Source organism: Mesorhizobium monacense (genome assembly GCF_056781675.1).
On record NZ_CM165567.1, the window covers coordinates 5,141,745 to 5,154,457 of the forward strand.

Below are 12,713 nucleotides of genomic sequence, written 5' to 3' on the forward strand. Positions count from 1 at the left end.
CCTACTCCGCCGGCTCGGGCGCGAGCCTGGGCTCGGGGAGGTCCGCGGACTCCGAGGCAGTCTCCGGCTCGCCACGGATCGTCATCCAGATGTTGTAGGAGCCGACAATAGCGCCAAGCAGGAACAGCAGACCACCAAAGGCGCGGGCGATGTAGTAAGGATGCATGGCGACCATGGACTCCACAAAGGAGTAGGTCAGCGTTCCGTTCTCGTTGTAGGTCCGCCACATCAAGCCTTGCAGAATGCCGGAGTTCCACATCGCGAAGGCGTAGATAACCGTTCCGATAATGGCCAACCAGAAATGGACTTCGACCAGCCGCGCCGAATACATGCGCTCGCGCTTCCAGAGCCACGGAACGATACAGTAGATCGAACCGAACGTTATCAGCGCGACCCAGCCAAGCGCGCCGGCGTGTACGTGTCCGACGGTCCAGTCAGTGTAGTGGGATAGCGAGTTGACGGGGCGAATAGCCAGGAACGACCCCTCGAATGTGGTCAGTCCGTAGAAAACCGCAGCGGCCATCATGAAGCGCAGCGTTGCGTCGTCACGAACCTTATGCCAGGCGCCGTTGAGCGTGGCGAGCGCGTTTCCGGCCGATGCCCAGGAAGGCACGAGCAGCACTAGCGAGAACGTCATGCCGAGGGTCTGAACCCACTGCGGCAGGGCTGTGTAATGCAGGTGGTGGGAACCCGCCCACATATACATGAAGGTGATGCCCCAGAAGCTGATGATGGAGAGCCTGTAGGAAAAGATCGGACGTCCGGCCCGCTTCGGAAGGTAGTAGTACATCATGCCGAGGAAGCCTGCCGTAAGGAAGAAGGCGACGGCGTTGTGGCCGTACCACCATTGGATCATCGCGTCCTGGACGCCCGAAAACGCGGAATAGCTTTTGGCATGCCCGAATGACACCGGAACCGCGAGGTTGTTCACGATGTGCAGGATCGCGACGACCAGGATGAAGGCCATATAGTACCAATTGGCAACGTAGATATGGGGCTCCTTCCGCCGCGCGAGCGTGCGGATGTAGATGGCGAAATACGTCACCCAGACGATGACCAGCCAGAAATCGGCATACCATTCCGGCTCGGCATATTCCTTCGACTGGGTCACCCCCATGAAATAGCCCGTCGCCGCTACCACGCAGAACAGATTGTAGCCAATGAGCACGAACCATGGGCTGAACTGGTCCGGTAGCCGCGCCCGGGACGTGCGCTGGAGAACGTGGAAGGAGGTAGCGATCAGCGCGTTGCCGCCAAAGCCGAAGATGACGGCGCTGGTATGGGCGGGGCGCAGGCGGCCGAAGCTCGCCCATGCGGCGTCGAAGGTCAGGTCCGGCCATGCGAGCAGGCTTGCGACCCAGACGCCGAGGAACATGCCGACCACCGCCCAAGCCATCGCAAGCACAATGCCGACCTTGCTGGGGTCGTCATAGTAATGCTCCAGCCGTTCCGGAGACGGCTCCGGTGCGTAATACGCGCCGAGCACGACAAAGATGAGACCGCCGCAAATTGCCAGAATGATAAAGCCATGCACGCCGAGGGGGTCGGCTCGGCCGGCTGCTGCCATCGCCAGGCCAGCGATCGCAATAAGCATGAGAACCATGATTGCAAGCTGACGTTCGCCTGCTGTGAGCTGTGCGACCATATCAAGTGTCCCCCCTTTGGTTGAACACAGATGTGCCGAAGCGCCCTTATTATGATCCTCTTGTTACTGCGTTGTCCAGAATAGCTTCAGCGGCCCGAAACCGCCGTTTGAGTTCCCGCTGCCTTATCCGTTCCACTTGATGGCGGACCGCACCGCTAACGGTTTAGATGCAGTCTTAGGTTCAAAAAGCGGACGTTCCCCATAACGTCGTCGAATGTCACCTACGGGTCAGGTCACGACGATGCCCAGCCGGCCTGAATGTCGCCCGTTCCGCCAGGGAACGGGTTGGGCATTCCGAACATTCCGGACACTCACGCGTGCGCGCGAGGGACGCATCATGGTCGAAGCTCGACGATGGGTCGTTGTGTCTCGTTTCATGTCCCAAAGCCCTCTCTCGGTCGATTCGAGCGCTCCAAATGCCTGACTTGCAAGGGGTTGTGCAACGGTGAGTACAGTTTTGTAGATGATGGGGTCAGGTGTTCGAGTCACCTAAGCGGCACCACTTGCTTCAGCCTGCAATCCCGGTCTGCCTGACGGCAAAAACGCCCGCGCCGTTTCCGACGCGGGCGCCGCATTCAGTCAGTTGTCAAAAGCTCCAATAGCCCGGGTGCCAGCGGTGGTGATGCCAGAGGCCGGGATGCCAATGGCGGATGGGCCGGATCCTTACATACCGGTTGGGCACGCAATTGCCCCAGCGGTTCATGTGCCAACGGGGACCGCATCTCCAGCCGACAGTTTCGATGGGGAGCGGGGCGGCGGTGGGCTTTGCCATTGGCATGGCCTGAGAGCCGGCGGCGGACAGCATCAAAGTGCCAGCCGCCAATGCGAGAGGCAGGATGTGTTTGGTGAGCATGACTGTGGTCTCCATGGTTCACCCCCGCGATGAAACAGCACCTGGGCGGCTGAATGCCGGGTGAACGAGACAATCACAAATTCGTTAGCGGTCGAGGCTCTGGTCCAGCGTCGCCACGGTCTTCAGCGCGCCGTCGAGCATGTCGCCCTTCTCGTCCTTCAGCGCCGCTTCGCGCAGGCGGCGGATCCAGTCGGCGGCGTCGGAGCGGCCCTTCACCAGATCAAGCGCCGAGAGCACACGGTCGAATTTGGACTGGGCGCGGGCGTGGGTGTCGCTGTAGCCCTTGATCAGCCGGCGGCAGTTGAGGATTTCGACCGCCAGCGCGTAGTCTGCGCGAACATGGTCGAGCGCCAATTCGAACCAGCGTTCCAGATGCGCGACCTCCACCTTGTGGCGCAGCAGGCTGCGGCGCCAGCGGCGCAGGCCGCCGATGAACCAGAGTGCTGCAAAGCCGGCAAAGCTGTCGGTGCGGATGTGGCGGCCGCGGTTGATGCGGCGGTCGAGGAAGGCGGCGAGCTTCGGCCGGCTTTCGATGTAGCTGCCCAGCCCCGCCGGCAACGTGCCGCAGAACTCCTCGATGCGCGGGTGGAAATATTCGGTCACCTGCAGGACGGTTCCATCCTTGACGCCGACCTCGTTGCGCACCCGCCTGTCGCGGGTCGAGCGGGTCTTGAGATCGGCGACGCGGATCATGTCGTCGTAGCACATGGCATTGGCCAGATGCTTTGCGGCGGCGACCGACAGCGCATAGGAACGGCCGGCATCGTCCAGCGCGACCGCCCGGTCGAGACGGTCAAGATACTCGCTGCCATAGGCGATGTCCTGATAGTCGACGACTTTTTTCAGGCCGCGTAGCGCCATGTCGCGAACAGGCGCCGGCAAAGCATCGATGCGGGCAGCCAGTTGCTGCCAGCCCTGCAGCAGGCTTTCCGGCCCGCTCACCTTCGCCGCCACGCCGGAACCGGTTTCGGGAGCGGCCGGCATCTCAGCCGTTTCGCCCGAGGGAGCAGCGCCGGCGATGCCGCGCGCGCGATCATAGGCGGCACCGAAGGCGGCGAGGCTGGCCTTCACGCCCCTGCCGCCGGCACCGATCGCCTGCTCGTAGCTTTCGCGGGTGAACGGCAGCGCGTCGGAACCAGCCAGCGCGCCGAGCAGACTGGCCGAAATCATCGTGCCGTTCTCGGCAGCGATCTTTTCCATGTCGAAGGCGATGAAGTGTTTTGCTGCCACCTCCGCCGTCGCGTGCACCTTCGTCGACGAGGCGCGGCCGTCGCCGGGCTCGATCTTTTCCGAAACGGCGGCGATGCGGTGCGAGGAGGTGATCAGCGTCGTGCGCTCGGGCGTAACGAAGCCCCTGATGATGGCGCGGCCGGCCTCCATCAGTTCGGCTGCGATCAATATGTCGACATCGCCCTGCGACGGCGACAGCGCGAAGACCGGCAAGCGGCCGGTGTCGCGCGCCATCTCGACATAGTAGATGGTGGCGCCGGTGCGCTGGGCGACGCCGGCGACCGAGGTCGACTGGGCGACGTAGCCGTTGCGCTCGGCGACGTCGGTGATCCAGTCGGCCAGCACGCCCCCGCCCTGGCCGCCGACGGCCAGCACCGCGAGCTTGATGACGCGCTCGTCTTTTGTGGCGCCCGCCTTCGGGCGCAATGGGGCATTGTGGTCAAGCATCGGCGAACATCAAACGACGGCTTTCGCGACGCCGCTGCATAAGGCCGATCACGGCGCGGCGCGAACTTTCGAGGAAGCGATCCCAGCGGCTCGGATTGTGCACCACATCGGCGCGGTAGAAGGACGGGCAAAGCACCGCCGCATCGGCCACCTCGCCGCAATTGCCGCAGCCGACGCAGCTCTGGTCGATATGTGCGACCGGATCGTCGCGCAGCGGATCGTCGAGCGACTTCACCGATAGCGACGGGCAGCCGGAGAGCCGCATGCAGGCGTGGTCGCCGGTGCAGATGTCCTCGTCAACGCCGAATTTCGGTTTCACCACACGCTCGCCGCCCTTGATCGCCTTGTCGACCAGCGGCTTTTCGCGGCGCTGGCGGTTCAGCATGCATTCCGAGGAAGCGACGATGACCTTCGGCCCCCTCTCCTCGGTCGTCAGCGCCTCGCGCAAAGCGTCCTGCATCTTGCCGACATCATAGGTGCGGTCGATGTGGCGCAGCCATTTGACGCCCATGCCCTTCACCGCCTCGGTGATGGGATGCTTGGTCGATTTCGTCTTGTTGCCGGCACGGGACGAGAGGATGTCCTGGCCGCCGGTGGCGGCGGAGTAAAAATTGTCGACGATGACGATGACGCCGTCGTTCTTGTTGAACACCGCATTGCCTATCGAGGAGGTCAGACCGTTGTGCCAGAAGCCGCCATCGCCGACGAAGGAGATCGAGCGACGCTTGGCGTCGGGCGAATTGAAGGCCGAGGCCGAGGCCGGCCCCAGCCCGTAGCCCATGGTGGTGGCGCCGAGCTCGAAGGGCGGCATGATCGAGAACAGATGGCAGCCTATGTCGGAGGCGATGTGGTGTTTGCCGAGCTCCTGTTCGACCAGTTTTGTCGCGGCGAAGATCGGCCGTTCCGGGCAGCCGATGCAGAAACCGGGCGGTCGTCCTGGAACGACATTGATCAGGTCGGCGGTGTCGACGCCTTCGCCTGATTTGTTCGGTGCGCGCACGTCGCCAGGCAGCAGATGCGGAGCCTCGGCGCGCAGGAAGGAGCCGATGCCGTCGAGCATGACCTGGCCGGTGTATTCGCCGGCCATCGGCAGATGCTCCTTGCCGACCAGCCTGGTGCCGCGCCCGGCCTTGTGCAGCATCGCCGCAAAAGCCTGCTCGATGTAGTTGGGCTGGCCTTCCTCGACGACCAGCACGGCCTGCTTGCCCTCACAGAAGGACAGGAACTCGTCATCGACCAGCGGATAGACGGCATTGAGCACATAGAGCGGCACGTCGGTGTCGCCATAGGTGTCGGCAAGGCCGAGCCGCTGCAGCGCGCGGATGACCGCATTGTACATGCCTCCCTGCATGACGATGCCGACCGAGCCGTGGTCCGATCCAAAGATCTCGTTGATCTTGTTCTTGCGGATAAAATCGACCGCCGCCGGCCATCGCTTGGCGACCTTTTCCTTCTCGTGCAGGAAGGAGGCGGGCGGCAGCACGATGCGGCCGGTGTCGCGGCGCGGCGCCTCCAGCGCATCGGCCACCGACATTGGCGGCCGCTTGTTGTCCTTGGCGATGAAATGGCCATGTACATGGCAGCAGCGGATGCGCACCAGCAGCATGACCGGCGTGTTGGAGGCCTCCGACAGTTCGAAGCCGTCCTCGACCGCCTTGACGATCGACGGCAAATTGGGGCGCGGGTCGAGCAGCCAGACCTGGCTCTTCATGGCAAACGCATGGCTGCGCTCCTGCATGATCGAGGAGCCCTCGCCATAGTCCTCGCCGACGATGATCAGCGCACCGCCGGTGACGCCGCCGGATGCCAGGTTGGCCAGTGCATCGGAGGCGACATTGGTGCCGACGGTCGACTTGAAGGTCGCCGCGCCGCGGATCGGATAATGCACCGAGGCGGCCAGCATGGCGGTGGCGGTGGCCTCTGAGGCGCTCGCCTCGAAATGCACGCCGAGCTCACCCAGAATGTCCTGCGCGTCGGCCAGCACGTCCATCAGATGGCTGATCGGCGCGCCCTGGTAGCCGCCGACATAGCCGACGCCGCATTGCAGCAACGCCTTGGTGATGGCGAGGATGCCTTCGCCCGCGAATTCCTCGCCGGCGCCGAGCCTCAGCTTTTCGACTTCCTTGGCAAAAGACCGTTCGGCCATTTTTTCTACTCCTTCCGTTACCGCCGGGCGCTGGCGGCGCGTAGGTCTAGATGTCGTGCTTGCGGATGTTCTTCAGCATCTTCAAGAGCGTGGCGATGAGCGCGGCATATTCGGCGTCATCGACGCCGTCGAACATCGCCTCGAAGGCGTCATGCATGGCCGGCCAGGCGCGCGCGAACAGAGCGCGGCCCTCGTCGGTCATGAACACATGACGGAAGCGGCTGTCGGTGACACCCTGCTCGCGCCGCACCAGGCTCTGTCCCTCCAGCGTGTCGAGCGTCCGGCTCAAGGTCGACTGCTCGATGACGGTGTAAACCGAGAGGTCATTGACGGTGACGCCGTCGGCGACCGACAGCACGGCCAGTGTGCGCACCTGCGGGATGGTCAGGCCCTGCTTGCGAAAATCCTCGCGCAAGGTGGCGTTGTAGCGGCCCATGATGCGGTTCATCAGATAGGGCGCGAATTGCTGCAGGCCGATCTCGCCAAGGGTGGAGATGCGCTGGCGTTTTTCCGGAACCTTCTGTTCCATCACAGCCTCCCCGCCAGCAGGTAGCCGGAGCCGCCGCCCAGGCCGGCGCCGGGATGGGTCGAGGCGCCGATGTGGTAGAGGCTTTTGATGCCGGTGTCGTGGTTGCGGCTGGCCTTGAACGGCCGCCACAGGAACGACTGGTCGATGGTCGAGGAGCCGCCATAGGGATCGCCGCCGACCAGGTTGATGTTCATCGCTTCGAGGTCGGCCGGCGAATAGGCGCGGCGCGCGATGACGCTCTCCTTGAACCCGTCGATATGGTTGGCAAGGATGGCCTCGGCGCGATCGGCATAGGATTCGCGCAGCTCAGCGGTCCACTGGCCGTCGGCCGGAGCCTGCAGCTTGCCGATGGCATCGCCCTTGATATGCCTGGGCGCCTCGGGCAGTTGCAGCCACAGGATCGCCTTGCCGTCCGGACAGCGCGAGGGGTCGAGTGCATGCGGCTGGCCGACGCAGATGGTCGGCACCTCCGGCAGCAGACCGCGCACCGCCTCGTTGCAGGCTTTTGAGACGCCATCGAGCCCCGGCGTCAGGTGCAGCAGCGCGACCTTGTCGAGACCCTCGCCGCGCCATGCGGGCGGCTTGTCCAGGGCATAGTGGATCTGGAAGTTGCCCTTGCCATAGCGATAGTTCCGCACGGCTTCGGCAGACGCCTCCGGCGCATCCTTGCCAAGCAGGCGGCCGTAGAGCTGGGTCGGCGTGACCGAGCAGATGACGCCCTTCTTCGCGTGGACCATCTCGCCCGAAGCCAGTCGCACGCCGGTGGCGCGGCCTCCATCCAGGATGATGGAAGCAACGTCCGATTCAGTGGAGATGACGCCGCCTTGCTCGGTGATCAGCGCCTCGAAGGCTGAAAGCAGGTTCTTCGCCCCGCCCTTCACGATCGGCGCGCCGGCGACCTCCAGCGCAAAGGCGATGACCTTGGCGATCTGACCGGAAAACGCATCTTCCGGTCCGAGACCGGCATGCAGCACCCAGGGCGCCCAAAGCGCACGGATGGTTTCGGATTGATAGGTGCTTTCCAGCCAGCTGCGCGCCGGCACCAGCGCCTCGCCGAGAAAGGCGGCAAGACCGTGCGGCCCGCGCCGCCAGGCGTCGCCAGCCAGCATTTTGGCCGTCGGATAGGACCACAGGCTGCCGCCGAGCAGGCCGAACAACAGGCCGGCATTGCGCTCGATGCCGCCGACGTCGCTGCCGTGACAGTCGCCGTCGCCGGACGCAATCTTGTTAAGCGCCGCGACGTTGGCGACGCGGTCGGTGCTGAGCACGGCATGGCTGCCGTCTGGCCTGAGCACGCCGGTGGGCGTGGCGGTGTGGCAGAATTCCAGCCCATGCCGCGCCAGATCCTTGCCCAGTGAAGCAAAGGCCGGCGAGGTGATGAACAGGACGAAAGTTGTCGCCATCACGTCATGGACGAAGCCGGGTGCGGTGATCTCCTCGGTGCGCATGCAGCCGCCGATGCGGTCGTTGCGCTCGAGCACCAGCACCTTGGCGCCCTTGGCGCCGAGCATCGCCGCGCAAACCAGGGCATTGATGCCGCTGCCGACGATGATGTGATCGGGCGCGTTCATTGTCGGCTGCTCCCCGCCGGCATCAGGTGGGGTTCAAGTGCGCGGGGTAGCGTTCCTTCGCGCCCTCCTCTGTCCTGCCGGACATCTCCCCCACACGGGGGGAGATCAGCCGTCACTGCCACCTTCGCCATGATCTTCTCCCGAAGACCGCCTCCTCGCCCCTATTTCCCTGACACCAAGGCCAGCGCGCGGATCGGGCTGCCGGTGCCGTGCTCGATCTTGAGCGGGGCGGCGATCAGGATCGCGCCCTTCGGCGGCAGCTGGTCGAGGTTGCAGAGGCTGGCAAGGCCATAGCGGTTGGCCTTGTGCATCAACGTGTGCGCCGGGAATGGCGGCTCCATGCCGCCGGCCTTGCCGGCGTCGGTGCCGATCGTCTCGCTGCCCCAGCCCTTGATGTCCTTGCCGATCAGGAACTGGATGGCTTCGGCGGTCGGGCCCGGCGTGTGCGGGCCGGTCTCGTTGGCGTTGAGGAATTCGGCTTCCGAGCCGTTGCGCTTGTACCAGTCGGTGCGCATCACCACCCACTCGCCGGCATTGATGGCGCCGTGCTTGGCTTCCCATGCCTTGATGTGGTCGACGGTGAGCAGGAAATCGTGGTCGGCGGCGGCTTCCTTCGAGCAGTCGATGACATTGACCGGGCCGACGAAATTTTGGGCCGGAATGGTGTCGGTGGCGCCGTCCGGATAATCCTTGCCGGTGATCCAGTGCTGCGGCGCGTCGAAATGCGTGCCCGAATGCTCGCCGAGCTTCAGCCAGTTCCAGGCCCACCACGGACCGTTCTTGTCATAGCGGGAGATCGAGTGGATCTCGACCTTCGGCGTGTCGACGGCAAGCTCCGGCGGCAGCTTGATCAGCGGCGTGTCGGGTCCGAGCGGCGCCGACAGGTCGACCACCTTGATGCCGCCTGAAAGCAACTGGCCGGCGACTTCGCCGAGGAGTTTCTGCGTGTCCATGATCTCAGTTCCCTCTTTGTCGATGATGATCGAGGCTCGTCTCGGCCCTTAATATCCTACTAGACGAAAACATATGCATCTGCAATTATCTTTAAGCATAAAGGAAATGGGTTTGGGGCGTGAGCGAGTTCGACGCCATCTTTGTCGGGGCAGGCCACAACAGTCTGGCATGCGCCGCGCATCTGGCGGTCAAGGGTTGGAAAACGGCCGTTTTTGAACGCAGTGCAGAAATCGGTGGCGCCGTACAGACCCATGAATACACCCTTCCCGGATTCCGCCACGATTTCGGCGCGATGAATCTGAGCCTGTTCGCCGGCTCGGCCTTTCACCGGAAATATGCAAATGAATTGAAAACCCATGGGCTGGAATTCGCCCCGGTCGGTGATTGTTTCGCCAGCGCCTTCCCGGACGGACGCTGGTTCGGCGTCAGCAGCGATCTGGAAAAGACCGCCGCCCGCATCGCCGCCTTCTCCGCCGCCGATGCGGCCACATGGCGCAAGCTGGTTGCGGCTTTCCTCGGGGAGGCCGAGCACCTGTTCCGCCTGCTGGGCTCGCCGATGAGCGCACGTGCCCTTGCCGGCACGGCCTGGAACCTGTGGCGCAAGAAGGGGTTTTCCGGCGCGCTCGACACTGGGCGGTTGCTGCTTTCCTCGCCCCGCGCGTGGATCGAGGAGACTTTCGAATCCCCGCATGTCCGGACCGCACTCGCTGCGTGGGGCATGCATCTCGACTTCGCGCCCGATATCGCCGGGGGAGCCGTCTTCCCCTATCTGGAATCGATGGCCAACCAGAGCTTCGGTATGGTGCTCGGCAAAGGTGGCGCCGACACGATGATCCGTGCGCTCGCCGGCATGGTCACAGCGGCCGGCGGCAAGATCGCCACCGGAGCCGAGGTGGCGGAGATCACGATCGCCGGTGGCCGTGCGACCGGCATACGGCTCGCTTCGGGGGATTTTCATATCGCCAGCAAGGCGGTCATCGCCGGGGTGGCGCCGAAGGCGCTTACCGGCAAGCTGCTGCCTGAAGGTTCCGGCGATGCCGGCTTCGATGCGGCGATGAAGAAATTCCGGTATGCGCCGGGCACGATGATGGTCCATCTGGCGCTCGACGATCTGCCCGACTGGCGCGCCGGGGCCGAGCTTCGGCAATTCGCCTATGTGCATCTTTCGCAGTCACTCGACGCCATGTCGCGCACCTATCAGCAGGCGATGGCGGGCATGCTGCCGGACGAGCCGGTTCTGGTCGTCGGCCAGCCGACGGCGGTCGATCCGTCGCGGGCGCCCGAGGGCAAGCATGTGCTCTGGGTGCAGGTGCGGATGCTACCGGCCGAAATTCTTGGCGATGCGGCCGGCAAGATCGCGCCCGACCACTGGGACAGGGTGAAGAGCGCTTATGCAGAGCGCGTGCTCGACATCATCGAGAGCTACGCACCCGGCCTGCGCCAGAAGATCCTCGGCCGCGCCGTGTTCTCGCCGCTCGACCTCGAGCGAGAGAATCCCAATCTCGTCGGCGGCGACCAGATCTGTGGCAGCCACCATCTGGCGCAGAATTTTTTGTTCCGTCCGGCGCGCGGCTATACCGGCTGGAACACGCCGGTCGCCAATCTGCACCTGACGGGTGCTGCGACATGGCCGGGCGCCGGCACCGGCGCGGCCTCGGGCTTCATGCTCGCTGAACAACTTGGCGGGAGGTAGGATCCAAGAATTTCCAGGGCGAAGGAGGGCAAGGCGCGATTGCCCAAGGAGCCTGAACCCAGCGAACGACAACGACGCCGCGCAGACAAAACCAACAGGGGAACTACCATGACCATCAACAGACGAGACTTGCTCGGATACAGCGCGGCAGCGATCGGCGCGACCGCACTCGGCCTGCCGAAGATCGCCAGGGCGGCAGGCGAACTGACCATCGCCTACAACGTCAACCTGCCGTCCTGGGACCCGACGACCGGACCTTCGGCGGTCAACCCGACCATCCAGGGCCTCTACCAGTCGGTGTTCGACCAGTTCATCCCGCAGAAGCCGGATCTGTCCTTCGCGCCGGGCCTGCTCACCGAATGGGGCTGGAACGAAGACCGCACCAAGATCATGATGACGGTGCGCGACGGCGTCACCTGGCATGACGGCTCGCCGTTCACCGCCGAGGACGTGGTCTGGTCGCTGCAGCGGGCGGGCGACGAAAAGACCAGCAACCCGATCCAGTTCGTCTGGAAGAACGTCAACAACTTCAAGATCGACGGCAACAAGATCACCGGCGATGTCGTGCAGTTCGACCCGGTGTATTTCAAATGGATGTCGTTCCTGACCGGCTACATCATGCCGAAGGCCTATTACGAGAAGGTCGGCGCTGAAGGTTTTGAGAAGGCGCCGATCGGCACCGGCCCCTATATGGTCGACAAATTCGAGCGCAACGCCTTCCTGCGGCTCAAGGCCAATCCGAACTACTGGGGCGATAAGCCAGCCTTCGAGAGCGTGACGATCAAGTTCGTCACCGATGCGGCGAGCCGCGTTGCCGAAATCGAGTCCGGCTCTTCGCAGGTGACGCTCGAAATCCCCTATGAAGAGTATGACCGGCTGATCGCCAAGGACGGGCTCGCCGGCTCGTGCAAGAACGTGTCCGACATCGGCATGATCTTCTTCAACGACATCGAGGCGATGCTGGACAAGAATGTCCGCCAGGCCGCCGTCATGGCGGTGGACAAGGAGCTTCTGGTCAAGCGGCTTCTGCGCGGCTATGGCCAGTCGATCGCTACGCTGGAGACGCCGGAATACACGGCCTTCGATGCCTCGATCAAGGTCGAGCACAATCCGGAGAAAGCCAAGGAATTGCTGGCCGCTTCCGGCTATTCGCCGGAAAAGCCGGTCAAGTTCACGATACAGACGACCAAGGGCTTCAAGCCCAAGGACTACGAGATGATCCAGGCGATCGTCGGCATGTGGCGCAAGGTCGGCATCGAAGCGACGATCGAGGTCTACGAGATCGCCAAGCATTACGAGCTGCGTGCCGCCGACAAGCTGGCGCCGGCAGCCTTCTACAATTGGGGCAACGCCATCGGCGATCCGACGACGTCGACCGGTTTTGCCATGTATGGCCCGAGCCCGCATTCGGTGTGGGACAGCCAGGACCTGATCGACATGATCAATCCGCTGTGGGGCGAGAAGGACGAGGCCAAGCGCATCGCCGGCTGGAAGGCGGTCGACAAATACATCGCCGAGCAGGCCTATGTGTTGCCGCTGATCCAGTATGCGCAGCCGATCGTGCATGCCAAGGGCGTCAATGTCGTGCAGCATGTGTCCGGCGCGCTGCTGCCGGCGCTGATGACCCCGGCCTGATAGCGGCATA

9 protein-coding genes are annotated in these 12,713 nt (G+C 63.8%); 2 read left to right on the forward strand and 7 right to left on the reverse strand.

Translation table 11 applies throughout. The features are described 5' to 3' along the window. Position 1 precedes the first annotated feature (1 nt). The 7 genes from ccoN to AC1RUK_RS24690 form a co-directional block, all read right to left on the reverse strand. Positions 2-1,645: a cytochrome-c oxidase, cbb3-type subunit I gene (gene ccoN, locus AC1RUK_RS24660; protein ID WP_481838571.1), complete on the reverse strand. Its 1,644-nt coding sequence runs from the start codon at positions 1,643-1,645 to the stop codon at positions 2-4. A 586-nt stretch (positions 1,646-2,231) separates the two neighbouring features. Next, a complete protein-coding gene (locus tag AC1RUK_RS24665) occupies positions 2,232-2,498 on the reverse strand; it encodes a GCG_CRPN prefix-to-repeats domain-containing protein (protein WP_481838570.1) in 267 nt (88 codons plus the stop codon). Positions 2,499-2,582: 84 nt separating this feature from the next. Next, positions 2,583-4,175, reverse strand: coding sequence for an indolepyruvate oxidoreductase subunit beta family protein (locus AC1RUK_RS24670; protein ID WP_481838569.1), 1,593 nt, complete (start codon positions 4,173-4,175; stop codon positions 2,583-2,585). Beyond that, positions 4,168-6,321: a thiamine pyrophosphate-dependent enzyme gene (locus tag AC1RUK_RS24675; protein WP_481838568.1), complete on the reverse strand. Its 2,154-nt coding sequence runs from the start codon at positions 6,319-6,321 to the stop codon at positions 4,168-4,170. Before AC1RUK_RS24675 ends, AC1RUK_RS24670 begins: the two co-directional genes overlap by 8 nt. 46 nt (positions 6,322-6,367) lie before the next feature. Continuing rightward, positions 6,368-6,850, reverse strand: coding sequence for a MarR family winged helix-turn-helix transcriptional regulator (locus tag AC1RUK_RS24680; RefSeq protein WP_481838567.1), 483 nt, complete (start codon positions 6,848-6,850; stop codon positions 6,368-6,370). Next, positions 6,850-8,421 (reverse strand): phytoene desaturase family protein, encoded by a 1,572-nt coding sequence (locus AC1RUK_RS24685; protein ID WP_481838566.1) that lies wholly within the window; start codon positions 8,419-8,421, stop codon positions 6,850-6,852. Before AC1RUK_RS24685 ends, AC1RUK_RS24680 begins: the two co-directional genes overlap by 1 nt. A gap of 161 nt (positions 8,422-8,582) precedes the next feature. Then, entirely contained in the window at positions 8,583-9,374 is a 792-nt protein-coding gene (locus AC1RUK_RS24690) for a cyclase family protein (RefSeq protein WP_481838565.1), read from the reverse strand. A gap of 119 nt (positions 9,375-9,493) precedes the next feature. On the opposite strand from AC1RUK_RS24690, the gene AC1RUK_RS24695 reads away from it, so the two are divergent. Next, complete coding sequence (locus tag AC1RUK_RS24695) at positions 9,494-11,068, forward strand: phytoene desaturase family protein (protein ID WP_481838564.1); 1,575 nt, start codon at positions 9,494-9,496, stop codon at positions 11,066-11,068. Positions 11,069-11,176: 108 nt separating this feature from the next. Further along, on the forward strand, positions 11,177-12,703 hold the full coding sequence (locus AC1RUK_RS24700) for an ABC transporter substrate-binding protein (RefSeq protein ID WP_481838563.1): 1,527 nt from the start codon (positions 11,177-11,179) through the stop codon (positions 12,701-12,703). Positions 12,704-12,713 lie beyond the last annotated feature (10 nt).

Coding starts and splice junctions, on each gene's coding strand:
- AC1RUK_RS24685 (WP_481838566.1), bottom strand. CDS start 8,421: ATGAACGCGCCCGATCACATCATCGTCGGCAGCGGCATCAATGCCCTG.
- ccoN (WP_481838571.1), bottom strand. CDS start 1,645: ATGGTCGCACAGCTCACAGCAGGCGAACGTCAGCTTGCAATCATGGTT.
- AC1RUK_RS24665 (WP_481838570.1), bottom strand. CDS start 2,498: ATGCTCACCAAACACATCCTGCCTCTCGCATTGGCGGCTGGCACTTTG.
- AC1RUK_RS24690 (WP_481838565.1), bottom strand. CDS start 9,374: ATGGACACGCAGAAACTCCTCGGCGAAGTCGCCGGCCAGTTGCTTTCA.
- AC1RUK_RS24675 (WP_481838568.1), bottom strand. CDS start 6,321: ATGGCCGAACGGTCTTTTGCCAAGGAAGTCGAAAAGCTGAGGCTCGGC.
- AC1RUK_RS24680 (WP_481838567.1), bottom strand. CDS start 6,850: ATGGAACAGAAGGTTCCGGAAAAACGCCAGCGCATCTCCACCCTTGGC.
- AC1RUK_RS24700 (WP_481838563.1), top strand. CDS start 11,177: ATGACCATCAACAGACGAGACTTGCTCGGATACAGCGCGGCAGCGATC.
- AC1RUK_RS24670 (WP_481838569.1), bottom strand. CDS start 4,175: ATGCTTGACCACAATGCCCCATTGCGCCCGAAGGCGGGCGCCACAAAA.